Origin of the sequence: Bacillus sp. FSL M8-0266 (genome assembly GCF_038613425.1) — a bacterium.
Taxonomy (GTDB): domain Bacteria; phylum Bacillota; class Bacilli; order Bacillales; family Bacillaceae; genus Bacillus; species Bacillus pumilus.
This window is the reverse complement of record NZ_CP152015.1, coordinates 1,375,075-1,393,405: the sequence shown is the minus strand read 5'-3', so window position 1 is coordinate 1,393,405 and position 18,331 is coordinate 1,375,075. Positions and strand designations below refer to the sequence as shown.

Genomic DNA, 18,331 nt, shown 5'->3' with positions numbered 1-18,331 from the left:
CGCAAGGTTCCTTTCCGCTTCATTACAGCTTAAACCGATCTACTGCCTGACGTAATGCATTGCTTGATTCGTTCAGCATTTCAGTCGAGGTTTTCGTTCTTTCTAAAACTTGGACTTGTTCATCTGTAGACGCATGCACTTCCTCAGCTGAAGCCGCCGATTCTTCTGAAATTGCAGCAATGCTTTGAATGGAGTCACTCATCTTCTGCTGTTCTTCTGTCATTTCATTGATCTGTGTATGAATGCTGTCGATTGTACCGACAAGTGCCTGCATTTCCATTGTGATGCTGCTCAGTGCCTCACCTGTTGCATTAATGGCGTCACCTTGTTCCTCATTCATCTTGCTTGCTGCTGTCATCGCTTCAGCCGCCTTCTTCGATTCATCTTGAATGAGTTTGACGGTTTCACTAATGTGTTTGGTTGATTGCGCAGATTGTTCAGCAAGCTTTCTGACTTCTTCTGCAACAACAGCAAATCCTCGTCCGCTTTCTCCAGCTCTCGCTGCTTCAATGCTTGCATTCAGTGCAAGTAAATTCGTTTGATCCGAGATTTGAGAGATGGCTGTCACCACGTTTTCGATATTTTTCGTTTTATGCTCAAGGTCTAGCAGCATTTGCTCTACCTTTTTCGATTCTTCGCTCGCTTGTGTTGATTTTTGAACGAGCACACCAAGTGCATCAAGCCCTTTATAGCTTGCATCTTCAGATGATTTTGAGTTGGTTTGCATTTGCGTGGCAAGCTCACCCATATGGCGCACTTTCTCATACAGTTGCTCTGATTTCTCATTAATTGTTTCTGCATCTGATGCCTGTTTAGACGCGCCTGTTGCCACCTCTTGAATGGCGGTCGCAATCTGTTCGCTCGACAGCAAGGTTTCATTTGAAATTTGTGTGACTTCATCCGTTGATGTCACTACTTGGTCTGAAGCCCCTTTCACTTTTTCAATTAACTCTCTGATTCCCTCAGTCATTTGGTTAAAGCTCTTTGTGAGGATACCAATCTCATCTTGAGATTTCGTTTCAAGTGAATTGGTTAAATCACCTTCAGATACTTTACGCACATGCTCGATCAGACGCTTGATTGGCGTTGTAATGCTTTTTGCTAATAAGAAACTGAGAATGATCGCAAGAATAATGGCAATCACTGAAATAATGATGCTCGTCTGATTCATTTGTTCTGTGATCCAAAGCAGTTTCTTTTTCTCAAAGCTGACACCTATTGTCCAGTCTGCCTCTTTGATTTTAGAAATGACCGTCAGTTCTTTATTATCATCAATACCGGAATTGTCGATCGCTTTTTTTACAGAAGCAACTTTTGATATGTTTTTTCCTTGCTCAGTTGGATGTGCCAAAATCGTTCCTTTGCCATCAACTAAGAAAGCAGTTCCCATATAAGGAATCTTTTGTTCCTTAATATATGATTGAATGGAAGACAGCTTCAAATCAAGTCCTGCGACGCCAACAACTTTTCCATTTCGCACAATTGCCTTGGTGGCTGAGACAACCATTTCATTCGTTGCTTTATCAATGTACGGATCTGTCCAGATGACTTCATCAGGCTTTTCAGCAGAATTAATAAACCAATCTCTCTTTGTTGGATCATATCCCTCGCCAAAATCAGATTCTGGGAAGGCAAACATTTTGCCGTCACTTGTTCCTATATAGGCAAGTGAGATCAGTTCATCCTGCTCCTGCAAGCCTTTTAGTTCATCGTTTTCAAAGGTTAATGTTTGTTTTGTTTGCTTTTGGGCAAAATCTTTTGTCAGTGTACTTGTTGCCAGTCTGTTTATTGTATCCCCGTAATTATCAAGCTTTTGAGCAATAATATCTCTCATGCTTTCTGCTGTTGCTGCTGTAGTCGTTTTTGCATCCCGTTCAATGAGTGGTGTCAATACTATGTTGGAACCCACTTGAACTGCCACAACGGTTAAAATTAAAATAACTGAGATAAAAACAGCTATTCTCACTTGAAGTTTCTTAAACATCTCATCACCCCTACATCCTACTTTCGTATCTTATTTTGTATATCGGCAAAATTGGTACCGCATTCAATAGTTGCAAGAAAATTTAAATAGAAAAAAACAAGCCAAAAAGGCTTGCTTTAAGTAAAATATTCAATTTTTGCAGACGGAAAGTACTGATCAATATATGATTCTAACGTCTGTCTTAGTTCTTGTTCCTCATCTTTTTGGTAGATATATTTCCCAATTCCATACCTACCCCACTTGTAACGTCTTTTTTCTTCATCTAATTCTAATTTTGATTTCGGATAGTTTTTTTGGATCACACGCTTCGCTGGTTTTGTAAAACGATGCTGGATCATTTCAAAGGTGATATCGTGCCTCACATCTTCAGGAAGAGCTGCATCGAGCTTTTCAAAAAGAACTTTATATCCTTCCTGCCAGCCTTCATGAATGTAGATTGGGGCAATAATAAAGCCAAGAGGATAACCTGCTTTCGCAACCTTGACAGCCGCTTCAACCCGCTGATCTAACGGTGATGTACCGGGTTCGAAATATTTAATGACATAATCCGCATTGATGCTAAAGCGGAATCTTGTCCGGCCATTATGTTTTGCATCAAGTAAATGATCGACATGATGAAATTTTGTCACAAAGCGAAGCTTACCAAGATCAGTCTGGCCGAAGTATTCAATCGCTGTCTTTAGTGTATGTGTCAAATGGTCAATTCCTACAATATCTGACGTACAAGAAGCTTCGAATCTCGTGATATCCGGTGCACGCTCGTTCATGTACTGCTCCGCCTGATCTAATATTTCTTCAACATTCACATATGTTCGAATGTATGGCTTACTTCCCATCGTCGTTTGCAGGTAGCAATAATGGCAATGCCCCATACAGCCTGTTGCAAATGGGATCGCATACTCCGCAGATGGTTTAGACGTATCAAACTTCAACGTTTTCCTCACACCAATGACAAGCGTTGATTTCGCATTACGATACTTTTGCAAGTCATTTTTACCCGGAATATTTCTTACTTGGTTATGTGAAGTCGTTTCTCTTATTTCAATACCCATCCCCTCGAACTTTTCCTTCAGCTCTCGTCCTAACGGGTACTCTAACGCCCGTGGTTCAATGTACACAAGCTGGGGCACAAAAGGTTTGATCATATTTAGCACATCCTTACCTTATAGGTTTTCATACCGTTACTTTAACCGTGCAGGATGGCTTTTATCCTTTCTAAAATCTCCCTTATTCAAATAAATCTTGATAAAGAGCTTCTGCTTCTTCATATGTCGGAAAGACCGCATCATCTGGAGCTAAAGGATGGTACGTTTCAAGTAAAAATAGGGCAAGCTCCTCTTCGTTGTATGGATGTGAAACGATTTCTGCTTCTTTGATTTGTGCTACGTTTGCTGCATGTGGATTTCGATAAATCACATATACTTGATCACCCGGTTTATAGTCTGAGAAAGGCAATCTGGACACCTCCATTTTTCTTATAGAATGCCCTTCTCTCTGACGGATATGACCCAATATGATAAAATTCGACAAAAAAACCAGACAGGGTTACTGTCTGGTTTGAATTCACTTAGTGATGTTGAAACGTTTTCTTCACGAAATCAACCACTTCTTCTGTAGTGCTAAGTGATAAAATATGCTCTTTAAATGATGCAGCTTCTTTCTTAGAAAGCTTGCTTAGCTGAGTTCTTGCTGGAAGAATAGATGTTGCACTCATTGAGAATTCATCTAATCCTAATCCAAGAAGAAGAGGAATTGCGATTTCATCTCCTGCCATCTCTCCGCACATGCCAACCCATTTACCTTCTTTATGCGCTGCTTCAATAACAAGCGTAATCAGACGTAAAATCGCTGGATTGTAAGGCTGGTAAAGATAAGACACTCGTTCGTTCATTCGATCAGCAGCCATTGTGTATTGAATCAAGTCATTCGTTCCAATACTGAAGAAATCCACTTCTTTTGCAAATTGGTCTGCAATGACAGCTGTTGATGGAATTTCTACCATTATACCGATTTCAATGGAATCGGATACGTCTATACCAGCGGCAACCAATGCTTCTTTTTCTTCAAGTAAAATGGCTTTTGCTTCTCTAAATTCTGATAACGTCGCGATCATAGGGAACATGATTTTCAAGTTTCCATATGTACTTGCACGAAGTAAGGCGCGTAGTTGTGTTCTGAAAATCTCCTGTTCTTCGAGGCAAAGGCGGATCGCTCTAAAGCCAAGAAACGGGTTCATTTCTTTTGGAAGCTGCAAGTAAGGGAGTTCTTTATCCCCACCAATATCTAGTGTGCGGACAACCACTGCTTTGCCTTCCATTTTCTCTAAAACAGTTTTATACGCATCGAACTGCTCTTCTTCTGTAGGAAGCTGATCTCTGCCCATGTATAAAAATTCTGTACGGTACAATCCGACTGCTTCGCCGCCATTTTCAAGCACACCTTTTACATCTTCAGGTGTTCCGATATTTGCAGCTAGCTCTACGTGAACGCCGTCTTTTGTGACCGTTGGCTGGTCAACCAGTTTCGCCCATTCCACTTTTTTAGCTAAATAGTCTTCATGCTTTTTTTGATACGCTTTCACTTCATCTTCAGAAGGCTGAATGATGACGTCTCCGCTAATACCATCAACAATGATCAGATCATTGTTTTTCACCGTTTTTGTTGCTTCTTTTGTTCCAACAACAGCTGGAATCTCCATTGATCTTGCCATAATCGCTGAGTGAGAAGTACGACCGCCGATATCTGTCGCAAATCCTTTGACGAATTGTCTGTTCAGCTGAGCAGTATCAGAAGGAGTTAAATCTTCAGCAATGATGACCACTTCTTCAGAAATCATGCTTGGATTCGGAATGTCAACGCCTAGCAAATGTCCAGTTACACGTTTTGTTACGTCGCGAATATCCGCTGCGCGTTCCTTCATGTATTCATTGTCCATTGCTTCGAACATCGTAACAAACATTGTCGCTGTTTCTTTTAAAGCAAATTCAGCATTTACTTTATCAGAGTTGATTTTATCCTTTACTGGGTTTAGCAGCTCTGGATCACTTAACACAAGAAGGTGTGCAGAAAAGATATCTGCTTTGTCTTGGCCAAGCTCTTTTAGCGCATGTTCTTTAATTGCTTCAAGTTCTTGTTTAGAAACATGAATTGCTTCTTCAAAACGCTTCACTTCTGTCTCTGGATCGTTGATGTCTTTTTGGTGAACTGTTAAATCTGGTTCTTCCAGACGATATGCTTTTGCAATCGCAACGCCTGCTGAAGCACCGATTCCTTTCAGTTGTTGCATTACTCGCCTAGGCCTTCACTTTTCATTGTGTCTTTAAGCGCAGCAAGTGCATCATTTTCATCAGAACCAGAAGCAGAGATAGTGATTGTAGCACCTTTCGCAATTCCTAGAGACATTACACCCATAATAGATTTCAGGTTCACTGTTTTACCATTATATTCTAAGTTGATATCAGCATCATATTTACTAGCAGTTTGTACAAGTACTGTTGCAGGACGTGCGTGAATTCCAGAATCTGCAGTTACTTTGAATGTTTGTTGAGCCATTTTTATCAATCTCCTTTTTATACAATTAATACATCCACAATATTATATCATACTGCCGAGCTTGTCATCTAACAAGAACGGCAGTTATGAAAATTATTTTGAAATTTTCATGATGTTTTCTTGACCAGCTTTGATTTCACCGGATTCTTGAAGGTCAATAAATTGTCCTTCACTTAAGTTGGTAAATACAATTGGTGTCATCAAAGATGGTACTTCAGACTTAATTTTATCAATATCAACCTCTAAGAGTTTTTGACCGATTTCTACTTGATCTCCCTCTTGTACAAATGCTTCAAATCCTTCTCCTTTGAGGCTGACCGTATCAATACCGAAGTGGATCAAAATTTCAAGTCCACCATCAGATTGCAGGCCAATTGCGTGTTTCGTTGGGAATACATTTAAGATCTTCCCTTTCACCGGTGAAACCACCGTTCCATCTGTTGGCAAGATGGCGAAACCGTCACCCATCATTTTCCCTGAGAATACTTGATCTGGTACATCTGTAATCGGATGAAGCTCCCCTGTAATTGGTGAAGCAAAGATTTCTTCACCTAGTTCGTTTTGAAGCGGTTTTGCAATGACTTCTTCGACCTGCTGGCTGACTTCTTCTTTTGCAGAAGGGTCTTTCGCTGGACGAGGCGTGCGGCCTGCAATGATGTCCTGCATTTGTGTTTTTAAATTATCAGAGCGAGGACCGAAGATGGCCTGGATGTTGTTCCCTACTTCGAGAACTCCTGAAGCACCAAGCTTTTTCAAGCGGTCCTTGTCCACTTTCTTCTGATCGTTAACAGTGACACGTAAACGCGTAATACAAGCATCAAGGTGTTTAATGTTTTCTTGGTCACCCATTGCTTCAAGAATTTCATAAGGTAAGTCATTACCCTTTTCAGACTTAGCACTATCTGCACCGTCAGCTGCTTCATCCTCACGGCCTGGCGTTTTCAGATTAAATTTGCGAATGGCGAATCTAAATCCGAAGTAATAAATAGCAGCAAGTGCGAGACCAACTGGAATCACAAGCCACCAAGCGGTTCTGTTTGGCAAGATACCGAATAAGAAGAAATCGATTAATCCTCCTGAGAAGGTCATACCGATTTTCACGTTTAGAATATCCATTATCATAAAGGATAATCCAGCAAATACACAGTGGATGGCAAATAACACTGGTGCAACAAACAAGAATGAGAATTCAAGCGGTTCAGTAATCCCTGTTAGGAAAGAAGTCAGGGCTGCTGATCCCATAATTCCTGCGACAAGCTTTTTATTCTTTGGTTTTGCTTCATGGTAAATCGCAAGTGCTGCTGCTGGCAGACCAAACATCATGAACGGATATTTCCCTGTCATGAATGTACCAGCTGTCAGCTGAACACCATCTTTGATTTGAGCCATGAAGATACGCTGATCACCACGGATAATATCTCCTGATAAGCTCTTATAGCTAAAGAACTCATACCAGAATGGCGCGTAGAATATGTGGTGCAGACCAAACGGAATTAATGAGCGTTCAATGACACCGAATACAAAGGCAGCAAGCGGCTCATTCGCTGCGAGCAGTCCTGTTGAGAACGAGTTCAGTGCACCTTGGATTGGCGGCCAAATGACTAGCATCAAAAGCCCTAAAATAAGTGCTGAAATAGATGTAACAATTGGAACAAAACGCTTACCAGCAAAGAAGCCAAGATATTGCGGGAGCTCAATTTTGTAAAATTTATTAAACATATAAGCTGCTAATACCCCGACAATAATCCCGCCAAAAACTCCGGTAGACAAGGTCGGTATGCCGAGCATATTAACATATGCTGGATGGCTTTCCTTAAAGAACTTAGCCAATTTGATTGAATCGGATGGAATGGATCCGTTGGCCATTAATACGGCACTCATCGTTACGTTCATGACAAGATAACCGATAATTGCGGCAATCCCTGCCACACCGTCTCCATTAGCAAGACCGATGGCAACCCCTACAGCAAATAAGAGCGGAAGATTCGAGAAGACAATGTTCCCCGCATTTTCCATGACGCTTGCAACAAGCTGAATTGTATCATTGCTTAAAAATTGAGCCACATCGATCAGTTGCGGATTTTGCATCGCATTCCCAAGTGCTAGTAAAATACCAGCAGCAGGAAGGATCGCAACTGGAAGCATAAGTGCTCGTCCAATTTTTTGCAACACACCAAAAAGTGATTTAAACACTAGTTGAACCTCCTTTTATTTTCCCTTACAACATACATGTGGGACGCTCCCTGACATACATTTCATAGTTAACCGTTTACATTTCACTTTCAAACACAAAAAAAGGCATGGTGATATAAGGTTGCGCAAATAACAGGATCTTATCCTGTATTTACCTTAAGTCACTCATGCCTGATCGAATCAGTTACACGTTTCAAGGAAACTATGAAATTTTATTTGTCAATCTGTACAGATGAAGGGTCAGGTAGACAGCCTCTGCATCTTGTACAGGCTTTTTCAATGCATGTTGTAATATTTTGATCATTTTCCAAGCAGTATTGTAGCATAAAGGATATTCATTTTTCAATAGATGAAGCAATTTTTCTGGCTCCTCTAAAGATTCTTCCCGTTTAATACGCTCAATCGAAAACGTAATATGGCGCAATAAGCGTAAATAATGAATACTTTCTCTGTCTACTTTCATATGAAATGAATCTTCTATGACTTGGACCATTTGCGTGATGAGCTGCGAATGACGGTTCACCTCAGATAATGGCCGATTCGTTAAAGCTGAGTGAATGTGGAGCGCAATAAAGCCAATCTCTCCTTCTGGCAGCTTTGTTTCGACATCAGGACGCTCGTTAATTAGCTCAACGACTTCCTTTGCGACCTCGTATTCTTTCGGATACAACGACTTCGTCTCAAGCATAAAGGGATTGGTGATATCATATCCTTGCTGCACCCGCTTAAAACTAAAGGCAATATGGTCAGTCAGGGCAATATGAATATGCTCATTCAAACGGTGTCCCATTTTTTCTCGTATATGATAAATGACGTCATTGGCAAGCTCGATCATGTTCTCATCAATGTGGTGAAGCAGTTGTTTATATTCTGTTTGTTCCTTTGTATTTTTAAGGACAAACATTTTTTCAAATGTATCTTGATCGAGAACATCACCCGATTTTTTCCCGAAGCCGATTCCTTTCCCAATCAGAACTACTTCGCCCAAAGAAGGGTGTCTTGCAATGATGACATTATTATTTAACGCTTTATCAACGGTGAAGGATTCCATGAACATCCCCACCTCCTTCTTATTCAATCCCTCTTATCGTACAAAACAGATGAAACGTGCGTCAACGATTGTTTTTGAAAACGGTGGTTGATCGCTCGATCAGGCGAAATGGCAGCATTCTTTTCTCTGGCACCTCTCCCTTTATGGCCCGATCGAACAAGTCAAACGCTTCCTGACCCATTCGTTTCAGCGGAATATCAATGCTGGAAATCCCCAAAGCCTCACTTAATTGGTTATATTGAAAGCTCAGTATGGCTGGAAATTCTCCTACTTTTATGTCATGACGCTGCGCCTCTAATAAAAAGCCTGCAGAGACATCGTCATTTGTAATGAATAATGCCGTTGGGCGATTTTTCATTTCCTTCCATTCTGCAAACAATCGTTTCCCATCAAGAAGTGATAGCTTCCCTTCGATGATCCACTCTTCATCAATGGCCTGCCCGAGCGATTTCATCATGTCTTGATAAGCCTGAAGGCGCGACTCGCTATTCGCTCCTTCTGTTCTGGCGAGAACAATCGCAATTCGTTGATGGCCGCATGCTGCCAAATGATGCAGGCCTTCCTTAAATGCTTGATCATGCGCAATTGACACTGTTGAGCATGTATCATGCGGCGTGGGATGACAAAATATAATCGGCCCAGATTCCTGCCACTTTAGAAGGTGCCCATCACTTAACGCATTTGAACAAAATATTAAACCATCGACACGGCGTTCTTTTAAACTCATTAACGCTTCTTTTTCTTTTAATGGATCATACCCCGTTTGAAATAAAGCAAAATGCATACCGCACGCCTGTGCTTTTTCTGCAATACCTGTGACAAGTCCGCTGAAATAAGAGTGTTCAATCGTCGGAAGAACGATGCCAAGCATATTTGAATAGCCCTTTGCTAAATGGACAGCTTGAATGTTTCTCGTATATTTAAGCTCTTTCATCGCATGTAGAACACGTTCTCGTTTTTCCTCTTTGACATAAGGATGATCATTCAACACACGTGATACAGTTGTCACAGATACGCCCGCTCTTTTCGCAATCTCCCTTATGTTTGCCATTTTTTCTCCTACTTTCTCTTGCTATGGTAAGCGTTTCATACTTTAAGATGTATGTGAGCTGAACAAATCACTGGATGGAAAGGAGAATTCAAGATGGGTTTCATCATATGGATTATATTATGTATGACTGTTTTGTTTTCTGCTCGTTTTGCACTACATCCTTTAGGAAAAGAACATAAAATCAAACCGTTTGAATCAATTGATGATTTTTTTGTTGATAAGGATCGAAAAGAGTGACAAAAAATCACGATGACACTTCCAAGACATGGACGTTCATCGTGATTTTTTTATTACTTGATGATCGTCAGCTCTTTCGGATAATTAGTTAAAGTGACTGGACCGTCTGCTGTGATCAATACATCATCTTCAATTCTGACGCCGCCGACTCCTGGGACGTAGACCCCCGGTTCGATCGTATACACCATGCCTTCTTGGAGAAGATCATCATTTGCCTGGCTCATCGAAGGAAACTCATGAACAGACACCCCTAGACCATGTCCAAGGCGGTGAGGGAAATAGTCTCCATATCCAGCATCTGTGATCAGCCCGCGTGCTTTTAAGTCCAGGTCTCCAATTCTCACACCCGGCTTACTCATTTCAAGTGCTGCCATTTCTGCGTTTAGAACGGTTTGATAGATGTCCTTTTGCTGATCAGAAGCTTCCTGATAGATGAATGTTCTTGTAATGTCTGAGCAGTACCCATCAACAATGACTCCAAGGTCAAATAACACAAAGTCGCCTTTTTTTAAGGCTGCCTGTCCTGGATTTCCGTGAGGCTCTCCTGATTTTTCGCCAAAGAGAACCATCGTCGAAAAGGACATGCCTTGAATGCCTTTTTTCTTTAGCTCATATTCAATGACAGCGAGCACTTCTGTTTCGGTGACTCCTTCTTTTAAGGCGTTCACCCCAATTTTTACCCCTTCATCTGCCAATTGAGCTGCTTTTTTCAGTGTAGCAATTTCAGATTCATCTTTAATCAGCCTTAGCTGATTGAGCTCTTCTTCTGCCCGGACAAAAGTTTCTGCCCCAGTGGCAGCTTGAAGCTGTTCTACTCTTTGAAGCGGAATCGACTCTTTTTCAATTGCAAGTCGAGTTGCTCTTACACCGCGTTTTTCTACTGCTGACTGAATGAAATCAAATGGATTCTCATGGTCTTCATAACCAATGATATCGCCTGACCATCCAGCATTTTTCGCCTGTTCGACTTCCATTTTAGGCAAAATAAAAAATGGATCTGCCTCTTGAAACACAAACAGCCCCATTACTCTTTCATGCGGCTCTGTGAAGTATCCAGATAGATAAAACACATTTTCCTTTGTATGTATAAATGCACCTTGAATGTCTTTTTCCTTTAGCCAAGAAGACAAGCTCTTCATTCGGTTCATCGTGATCCTCCTCACACGTTTTACTACTGATCTATTGTATCAGTTTTTGCTTTATTTCGCACAAAAGCGCACTGGCAGAAGCCAAGTGCGCTATGATGATTTGCTTAAGATGCACGAAGCAGACGCAATCCATTTAAAATGACCAAAATCGTACTTCCTTCATGCCCGATGACGCCAAAAGGCAAATCAAGCACTTGTAAGAAATTCGCACAAATTAACAAACAAATCACCGTTAATGAGAAAATAATATTTTGCTTAATAACTCGATTCATCTTTCTTGAAAGACGGATCATCTTTGTTAAGTTATTTAAATTGTTTTTCATTAAGATCAAATCTGCTGTTTCTAAGGCTACGTCTGTGCCTCCGCCCATCGCAACCCCGACATCTGCTGTGGCGAGTGCCGGTGCATCATTGATTCCGTCGCCTACCATGATGATCGAGTTCCCTTGTTTTTTTAATTGATTGACCTCATGGACCTTTTCATCTGGCAGACACTCAGCAACAACCGTTTGGATGCCGGCTTCCTGCGCTATGGCTTCAGCCGTTTTTTGCTGATCTCCTGTCAGCATGACGGTTTGGATGCCTAAATCATTCAGCTCTTGAATCATTTTCTTCGCTTCAGGTCTAATTTGATCCTTAAGGCCAAGGCATCCAACGACTTCTTTTTCCTTCTGAACATACACCACTGTATATCCTTTTTCAGAAAGATGCTCTCCTGCCTCTTCAATCTCGCGGTCCATTGAAGCCTTGCCAGCAAAGTCTTTCTTCCCAATCCGCCACGTTTCTCCATTCAATTGTGCCTTTACACCAAAACCAGAGGTTTCTTCAATGGTGACATGAGCTGATCTTTCTATTTGTTGCTCTTGTGCCATATCAGAGATCGCTTTCGCTAATGGATGGTTTGATTGACTTTCAATTTGATAAAGCGCCTGATAAAAGGCCGCTTCCTCTTGTCCTTTAGCGATCACCACCTGCTCCACAGCTGGCTTTCCGCTTGTAATCGTCCCCGTTTTGTCAAAAGCAATCATGCTGCTTGTGCCTAGCTTTTCTAAAAAGACGCTCCCTTTGACGAGCATTCCGTTTCTTGCGCCGTTTGAGATCAATGACAAAGCAGCTGGCATAATGGATGCAACAAGCGCACAAGGTGATGCAACAACCATAAACACCATGGCCCGGTAGAAGGTTTCACTCATACTCCAGCCTAGTACAAAATGAGGCAGAACCATTAAAATCGCAACGGTGATCAGTACACCTTTTACATACACACCTTCGAATTTTTCAATAAAAGCCTGGCTTGGTGACACACTTTCTTGAGCCGATTCGACAAGTTTAATAATTTTATGGAAAAGCGTTTCTTCATTATGTTTTGTCACTTCTACTGTTAAGGAACCATTTAAGTTCACTGTTCCCGCAAACACATCTTCGCCTTGCCCTTTTTCCTGGGGCACAGACTCGCCCGTAAGCGCAGATTCATCCACACTTGTTCTGCCGCTTAGAATCACACCATCTGCTGCAATACGTTCCCCAGCTTTGATCATGATACGGTCACCTGGTGTTAATGATGAAGCAGCGACTTGAATGGTCGTGCCATCTTCTTCAATGAAAGTCGCTTCATCTGGTGCGATGCTCATTAAAGCTGTTAAATCCTTCTTGCTTTTATTTGAAGTATACGTTTCAAGCGCACCACTTAATGAGAAAATAAAAATTAAGATCGCGCCCTCTGCCCAATATCCAATGATTGCTGAGCCTATAGCTGCGAAAATCATTAAAAGTTCAACATTCAAGCTTTTAGACGAAATGGTTTCTTCAATTCCTTCCTTCGCCTTTGCAAAACCTCCAATAATAAACGCAAGGATAAATAAAGGAATACTCCACATGCTCTCATCCTTTAACATCCATCCAACCAAAATGAGAATCCCCGAGATACCTGCTGCTATTAATTCTCCGTGCTGTGCCCATTGATGAAGGGACCATTTCGATTCCTTTTGATTTGTTGTTTGATAAAGTGCTGTATTCTCATTCATGATTGTTTTCTCCTCTCTAATTGATAATGATTTTCACATCATCAATTGTTGCACGTTTCCTTTTTTCATCTATATTTTCTGCTATTTCAAGCTTTTTATAGGTCTGTTATTCATTATAACAGGTTCTGACCGATTTTCAATTAATAATTATTATAATTTCTTTTTGATAATAATTATCATTATTGATGTAGACCATTTCATCTCTTCTGAGCACAGTTTATTCAGATAAAAAGCAATTGAACACAAAAAAAGAACCAAAGGAATGATCCTTGGTTCTTGAAATAATGTTTCGTTCTAAAAATCCGTCCACTCCTTGATTTGTTTTTTCGTCAGTGGACCTACATGATTTTTCACAATTTCCCCTTTTTCATTTATCAAAAAGCTGGTTGGAATGGTGATGATTTGGTATTTCTTCATCATTTCCCCTCGCTCATCTAGTATGACCGGGAATGTAAACTTTCTGTCTTTCACAAATTGGGCAACCGCATGTTTACTTTGTTCTGCCCCTAGTAAATTCACCGTTAAGATATCAACATCACTCTGATTTTCTTTCACGATCTGGTCAAATACGGGCAGCTCCATTTTGCAGGACGGGCACCATGTTGTCCAAAAATGCAAAATGGTCTTTTTTCCTTTCGCCGGAATCATCTGCGTTTCACCAGTTAATGCAGGAGCCTCTATCTTTGGCGCCATAACGGGCTCTTTCGCTTCAGCCTCGCTGCCTATGAGTAATAGAAGCAAGGTCATTATAAGAAGACTGGCGGGTAGATATTTACGATTCATCAGGATCTTCCTTCCCAGTTTTCTTATAGCTTGCCCGCTCGACGAAGAGGACATTCATGCTTTTTTCACTCTAAGAAACATGGAAACGCCGAGCTCCTTACAAATCGTCGCATAATGCAGTGCAGTCAACAGAAGCATGCCCGTATTCATCCCTAATATGACCCCCATCATATTCAAGCTTTCAATTGATCCGAGAAAATACACCATTGAAAACGAGACGACATGCACCCATATATTATGTAGGAACACATCTTTAATGAGCCCCATACCGATTAAGCACGCTTGAAATGGCATCACAAACAGGTGGCATAAAAAGTACGGCCAAAGCAGCTGTAAGTAGACAGCAGCTTGCGGTGAATCAAAAAAGAGCTGCGTGAGCGGATAAGCAAAATAATACATCACCATCACTGCCGGCACCCCGTACCCAAATGTAATGAGAATCGCCTGCCTGACACGTTTTTTCACAAGGTCATACTGACGTAAAGCATAGGCTTCAGATACATTGGGAATCATCACAATCATGATGGAATGAGCGATAAACGCAGGGAAAAAACCGATCGACATCGCGACACCAGCCAGCATGCCGTAATGATCAACAGCAAGTGTGCCAGAGATGCCTGCTGCAATAAGGGCTCCTTTGATTAAAAATGGTTCTATGGCATTTGCGATCGCATGAAAAATCCGCATGCCCGTTGTCGGAATGGAGACAGCTAATAGGCGCTTTCTCACGTCAATTCCTCTTAATTCAACAGACCTGACATTGACAGCATTTTTCGCCATGACGTATTGGGAGTATAAATAAATAAAGACGACGAGATCACTCGCGACAATGACACCAATGGCAATGAGTACCGCTGTTTCAATATCAAACGAATACCAATGGAAGAACAAAAACAAGCAGATAAGCTGGATCGTTTTCTTCAGCATATTGGCAAGAGCGATCCTGCCCATTTGCTGCTTTCCCATAAAATAGCCGCGTGCGATCGAGGTAAACGCAATAATTGGAATAAGAGACAGCACAAGCCCTTTCATGAGCGGATGATACGACTGAAACACTGGAATGAACGGCAGGACAATCGCAGCGATCCCCGTTGTTGTACATGTCACCACAAGCGTCATTTTAAACGCATGGCGGAGCATACTTTTATGGAGCCGCTCATGCGATTCTGCAATGAATTTAGAAATGGAGACTGGCAGCTCTAAGCTGGCAATCACAAGGACAAGCATAATGATTGGAAGGATACTCATATATAGACCCATTCCATGTTCTCCAAGCTCTCTCGCTAAAATCATATTGACTAAAAACTCGATACACTCCGCAATGAAAGCTGCGACAGATAGCAGAATGACCCCTTTTACAAATCGATTCATGTAGCCTCCCCTTTATCTAAAGCAAATTCTTTTCACATTCTATGAGACAAGTCCTGAAAATATTTTGATAAATGAAGACAAAAAAAGAAGCGATCCATCAAATCGCTTCTTTCTTCATACGGCAAATACGTGACGACCGATACGTTCTACAATTTTGCGGGAACGAATCCAGTTATCTGTTGCCGTTTTGGGATTATAAAAATAAATGGCCTTTGTTGTTCTGTCATGTTCTTTCACTACTTGCTTCACAGCTTTAACAGAATCTTGATCTGCTTTATCATGAATACTTCCATTCGATACTGGCTGGAAAGCATTTCGCTGATAAATAACACCTTTGACACTGTCAGGAAAAGAGCGATGCTCCACCCTGTTTAAGACGACGCTTGCCACAGCTTTTTTACCTGCGTAAGATTCACCTTTCGCTTCAGCATGTACCAATCGTGAGAGCAGCTCCATTTCTTCATTAGAATAGCGTTTGGCGCTTTCCTCATTCGTCGTTTCTGATTTTACTCTTTTCTTTTGCTTCGTTTTTGAAGACTTTTTTTCTGTAGACGTACTTAGCATTTTGACTTTCGGCTGACGCTTCTCCTCTGAAAATGCTGGGATGACTTGATCTTGATCATCTTGATCTATATATGAAAGCTCATGCTTAACAGGTGCTTGTGAAAGTTCGTGACTTAGTGTGCCTTGCTGCTCTTGTATGTTGTCCATCTTCATGGCTGCGATTAGCATAAGGATGACAAAAAGAGCGGTATGAATTTTCATCATTCGCCTCATTCCTCCTTTATCAAAGTAGGCGGTAAGATACTTGTCCACTCTAACAAGAGCTCCTTTTATTTTCACGCACAAAGATTTGCATGCTTGTCCAAATTCCGTCATTAAATGGCATGTCCTAGTTGAATTGCGTATCAACTGGAATTGTTAGCGCTTAAAAAGGCCCCTTTTCCGCCTATAATCATCCTTATGCTCCTGATTATGGGTTATTACATTTTCTTTTCAGATGTATCAAGCTCGTTTGAAGTGTGACAAAAGAACTAAAATAAAAAAGCTTTCTCTCATTCATGAGAAAAAGCTTTAGCTTCTTGCTTCTGTAAGATATTCAAAAATAACATCTCCACCATGTTTCGCAATCCCGCGAAAATACTTAAAATCATCTTGATTCACCAAGATCGAACGAAACGTTAAAAAATCATCTTTCTGAATGGTCACTTGCTTTTCTGTCCCATTTCGTAACGATTCAAGTATTGTGAGGATTTGTTCTTCCGTCAAATAAACCGCTCCTTTACAGCCATCATCAAATATTAAATATACCATCCGTTAGGAAAGCATACAACGAAAACAAAACAAAAACGTCTTTATCCTTTACATTGGTATGAAAATATTGCAAAATACTTTTTAATAGGGAATGAAATCTGTTTTTAAAGGAGAGGGATCGGTTGAAGATTGCAAAAATTGGAAATGTGATCGAATTTAGAAATGGTTTAACAGGTGTAGTTGAAAAAGTGAATGAAAACTCTGTCATTGTGGATGTCACCATTATGGACAACTATAGAGATTTAGAACTGGATTCACTAACAGTCGTTAATCATAAAAACTATAAAATCATCAAAGACTCCGTACATTAATTTGCAATCCTCAATTCAGACTATCGATACATACGTAAATACGAAGCAAAGCTGCTTTCTGACAGTTTAGCTCTCTTTGACAATCACATATGAAAAAGACTGACACCATATGAAGAAGTGTCAGTCTTTTTGCGTATGAAAGGTTTGCATTTCCGCTTTCGTTTTGTACATGTCCACTTCCTCGGGGGTGATAACGCCTTTATCAATCAAAAGTGCAATCACTCCAAGCAATGTGGAGGCACTCCATTTATATCGTTCTTTGTTTTGATGTTCGAGCATTTGAAGCTCTTCTTTTAGCTCCATCAGCAGCTTCTCTGTCTTTTCTTCTTTGTTTGCCAACTCAAACGCCTCCGTTATTCGTTCATTGCCTCTATTTTATCTCAAAGCAAATAAGATAAGCAAAAAACACAATTTATCTTTACAAACATACGTTCTGTCATGTATAATAAATTTACGAGCTGGTAGCCCCCAGCCGTCCTAGCAAGTTCTATTCCCATTTGTATGAGGAGAGCGACATGACTCTTCTCTTTTTTTATCACTTCAGTCTAATTCATCTCATTCAAACCCATAAAAAAAGACATGTCATTAGGCATGTCTTTCAGATTGTTGACAAAGGGCTAAAATGATCTTTATTTTAGCCCTTTGTCTTCTTTTCAGCGTGATTGAAAACCTTTGTAGTCTAGGAAGGCCAGCTACTTTTGCGGAGCGAATTTGCAATTCGTGAGCACCAGCGCACAGGACTGACAAAGAATGCGAGGATTTGTCTACACGCTGAAAGACATGTCATTAGGCATGTCTTTTCCTTTATTAGCGATTATCAATCGTTTCAGGATACATATCATGATTCATCATGCGATATGAAGCCATTTCTTCATATTTGGTACCAGATTTTCCGTAGTTCGTGTACGGGTCAATTGAAATACCGCCTCTTGGTGTAAATTTGCCCCATACTTCAATGTATCTTGGGTCCATCAATTCAATGAGATCATTCATAATAATATTCATACAATCCTCATGGAAATCACCATGGTTACGGAAGCTGAACAAATACAATTTTAATGATTTACTTTCAACCATGATTTCATTTGGGATATAGCTGATATAAACTGTCGCAAAATCCGGCTGACCTGTTTGCGGACAAAGTGACGTAAATTCTGGGCAGTTAAATTTCACAAAATAATCTCTATTTGTATGTTTATTCGGAAATGTTTCAAGCACTTGTGGTGCATAATCAAACAAATAATTGGTTCCTTGATTTCCTAGTAAAGTGACACCTTCTAATTCTTCTGGTTTTCTTGTCGTCATGTCGTCT

At 40.7% G+C, this 18,331-nt stretch carries 18 protein-coding genes; 2 read left to right on the top strand and 16 right to left on the bottom strand.

What is annotated here, in order from left to right:
* Positions 1-22 precede the first annotated feature (22 nt).
* The 8 genes from MKY83_RS06935 to MKY83_RS06900 form a co-directional block, all read right to left on the bottom strand.
* The gene (locus tag MKY83_RS06935; protein ID WP_044139805.1) at positions 23-1,984 is read right to left on the bottom strand and encodes a methyl-accepting chemotaxis protein; all 1,962 of its coding nucleotides are present in this window, start codon (positions 1,982-1,984) and stop codon (positions 23-25) included.
* 116 nt (positions 1,985-2,100) lie between these two features.
* Complete coding sequence (splB, locus tag MKY83_RS06930) at positions 2,101-3,129, bottom strand: spore photoproduct lyase (protein ID WP_065097169.1); 1,029 nt, start codon at positions 3,127-3,129, stop codon at positions 2,101-2,103.
* Between the two features lie 82 nt (positions 3,130-3,211).
* A complete protein-coding gene (locus MKY83_RS06925; RefSeq protein ID WP_044139803.1) occupies positions 3,212-3,454 on the bottom strand; it encodes a transcriptional regulator SplA domain-containing protein in 243 nt (80 codons plus the stop codon).
* A gap of 97 nt (positions 3,455-3,551) precedes the next feature.
* The gene (gene ptsP, locus MKY83_RS06920) at positions 3,552-5,270 is read right to left on the bottom strand and encodes a phosphoenolpyruvate--protein phosphotransferase (protein ID WP_106067351.1); all 1,719 of its coding nucleotides are present in this window, start codon (positions 5,268-5,270) and stop codon (positions 3,552-3,554) included.
* A complete protein-coding gene (locus MKY83_RS06915) occupies positions 5,270-5,536 on the bottom strand; it encodes a phosphocarrier protein HPr (RefSeq protein WP_003211078.1) in 267 nt (88 codons plus the stop codon). The genes ptsP and MKY83_RS06915 overlap by 1 nt, the downstream gene beginning before the upstream one ends.
* 93 nt (positions 5,537-5,629) lie before the next feature.
* Positions 5,630-7,729, bottom strand: a complete 2,100-nt coding sequence (gene ptsG, locus MKY83_RS06910; protein ID WP_106067350.1) for a glucose-specific PTS transporter subunit IIBC — start codon at positions 7,727-7,729, stop codon at positions 5,630-5,632.
* Positions 7,730-7,931: 202 nt separating this feature from the next.
* Positions 7,932-8,786: a transcription antiterminator gene (locus tag MKY83_RS06905; RefSeq protein WP_003212366.1), complete on the bottom strand. Its 855-nt coding sequence runs from the start codon at positions 8,784-8,786 to the stop codon at positions 7,932-7,934.
* Positions 8,787-8,841: 55 nt separating this feature from the next.
* Complete coding sequence (locus MKY83_RS06900; protein WP_268508012.1) at positions 8,842-9,831, bottom strand: LacI family DNA-binding transcriptional regulator; 990 nt, start codon at positions 9,829-9,831, stop codon at positions 8,842-8,844.
* A 93-nt stretch (positions 9,832-9,924) separates the two neighbouring features.
* Between MKY83_RS06900 and MKY83_RS06895 the strand changes: the two genes are divergently transcribed.
* Positions 9,925-10,068 (top strand): hypothetical protein, encoded by a 144-nt coding sequence (locus MKY83_RS06895; protein ID WP_003211556.1) that lies wholly within the window; start codon positions 9,925-9,927, stop codon positions 10,066-10,068.
* A gap of 53 nt (positions 10,069-10,121) precedes the next feature.
* Here the strand turns inward: MKY83_RS06895 and MKY83_RS06890 are convergent, their stop codons facing one another.
* The 6 genes from MKY83_RS06890 to MKY83_RS06865 all read right to left on the bottom strand — a co-directional run bounded on the left by MKY83_RS06890 (position 10,122) and on the right by MKY83_RS06865 (position 16,663).
* On the bottom strand, positions 10,122-11,216 hold the full coding sequence (locus tag MKY83_RS06890; RefSeq protein ID WP_268508014.1) for a Xaa-Pro peptidase family protein: 1,095 nt from the start codon (positions 11,214-11,216) through the stop codon (positions 10,122-10,124).
* 104 nt (positions 11,217-11,320) lie between these two features.
* Complete coding sequence (locus MKY83_RS06885) at positions 11,321-13,240, bottom strand: heavy metal translocating P-type ATPase (protein WP_268508016.1); 1,920 nt, start codon at positions 13,238-13,240, stop codon at positions 11,321-11,323.
* A 294-nt stretch (positions 13,241-13,534) separates the two neighbouring features.
* A complete protein-coding gene (stoA, locus tag MKY83_RS06880; RefSeq protein WP_044139797.1) occupies positions 13,535-14,023 on the bottom strand; it encodes an endospore biogenesis thiol-disulfide oxidoreductase StoA in 489 nt (162 codons plus the stop codon).
* Between the two features lie 54 nt (positions 14,024-14,077).
* Positions 14,078-15,394, bottom strand: coding sequence for a polysaccharide biosynthesis protein (locus tag MKY83_RS06875; RefSeq protein WP_106067346.1), 1,317 nt, complete (start codon positions 15,392-15,394; stop codon positions 14,078-14,080).
* A gap of 114 nt (positions 15,395-15,508) precedes the next feature.
* A complete protein-coding gene (locus MKY83_RS06870) occupies positions 15,509-16,162 on the bottom strand; it encodes a cell wall hydrolase (RefSeq protein ID WP_106067345.1) in 654 nt (217 codons plus the stop codon).
* Positions 16,163-16,468: 306 nt separating this feature from the next.
* On the bottom strand, positions 16,469-16,663 hold the full coding sequence (locus MKY83_RS06865) for a hypothetical protein (RefSeq protein ID WP_044139794.1): 195 nt from the start codon (positions 16,661-16,663) through the stop codon (positions 16,469-16,471).
* Positions 16,664-16,830: 167 nt separating this feature from the next.
* On the opposite strand from MKY83_RS06865, the gene MKY83_RS06860 reads away from it, so the two are divergent.
* The gene (locus MKY83_RS06860) at positions 16,831-17,019 is read left to right on the top strand and encodes a DUF2187 family protein (RefSeq protein ID WP_003211747.1); all 189 of its coding nucleotides are present in this window, start codon (positions 16,831-16,833) and stop codon (positions 17,017-17,019) included.
* Positions 17,020-17,139: 120 nt separating this feature from the next.
* Here MKY83_RS06860 and MKY83_RS06855 read toward each other — a convergent pair whose 3' ends face one another.
* Positions 17,140-17,358 carry a hypothetical protein gene (locus MKY83_RS06855; protein ID WP_044139792.1) on the bottom strand — a complete coding sequence of 73 codons (219 nt, stop codon included), beginning with the start codon at positions 17,356-17,358 and terminating at the stop codon, positions 17,140-17,142.
* 468 nt (positions 17,359-17,826) lie between these two features.
* Positions 17,827-18,324: a preQ(1) synthase gene (queF, locus tag MKY83_RS06850; protein ID WP_106067344.1), complete on the bottom strand. Its 498-nt coding sequence runs from the start codon at positions 18,322-18,324 to the stop codon at positions 17,827-17,829.
* Between the last annotated feature and the right edge of the window lie 7 nt (positions 18,325-18,331).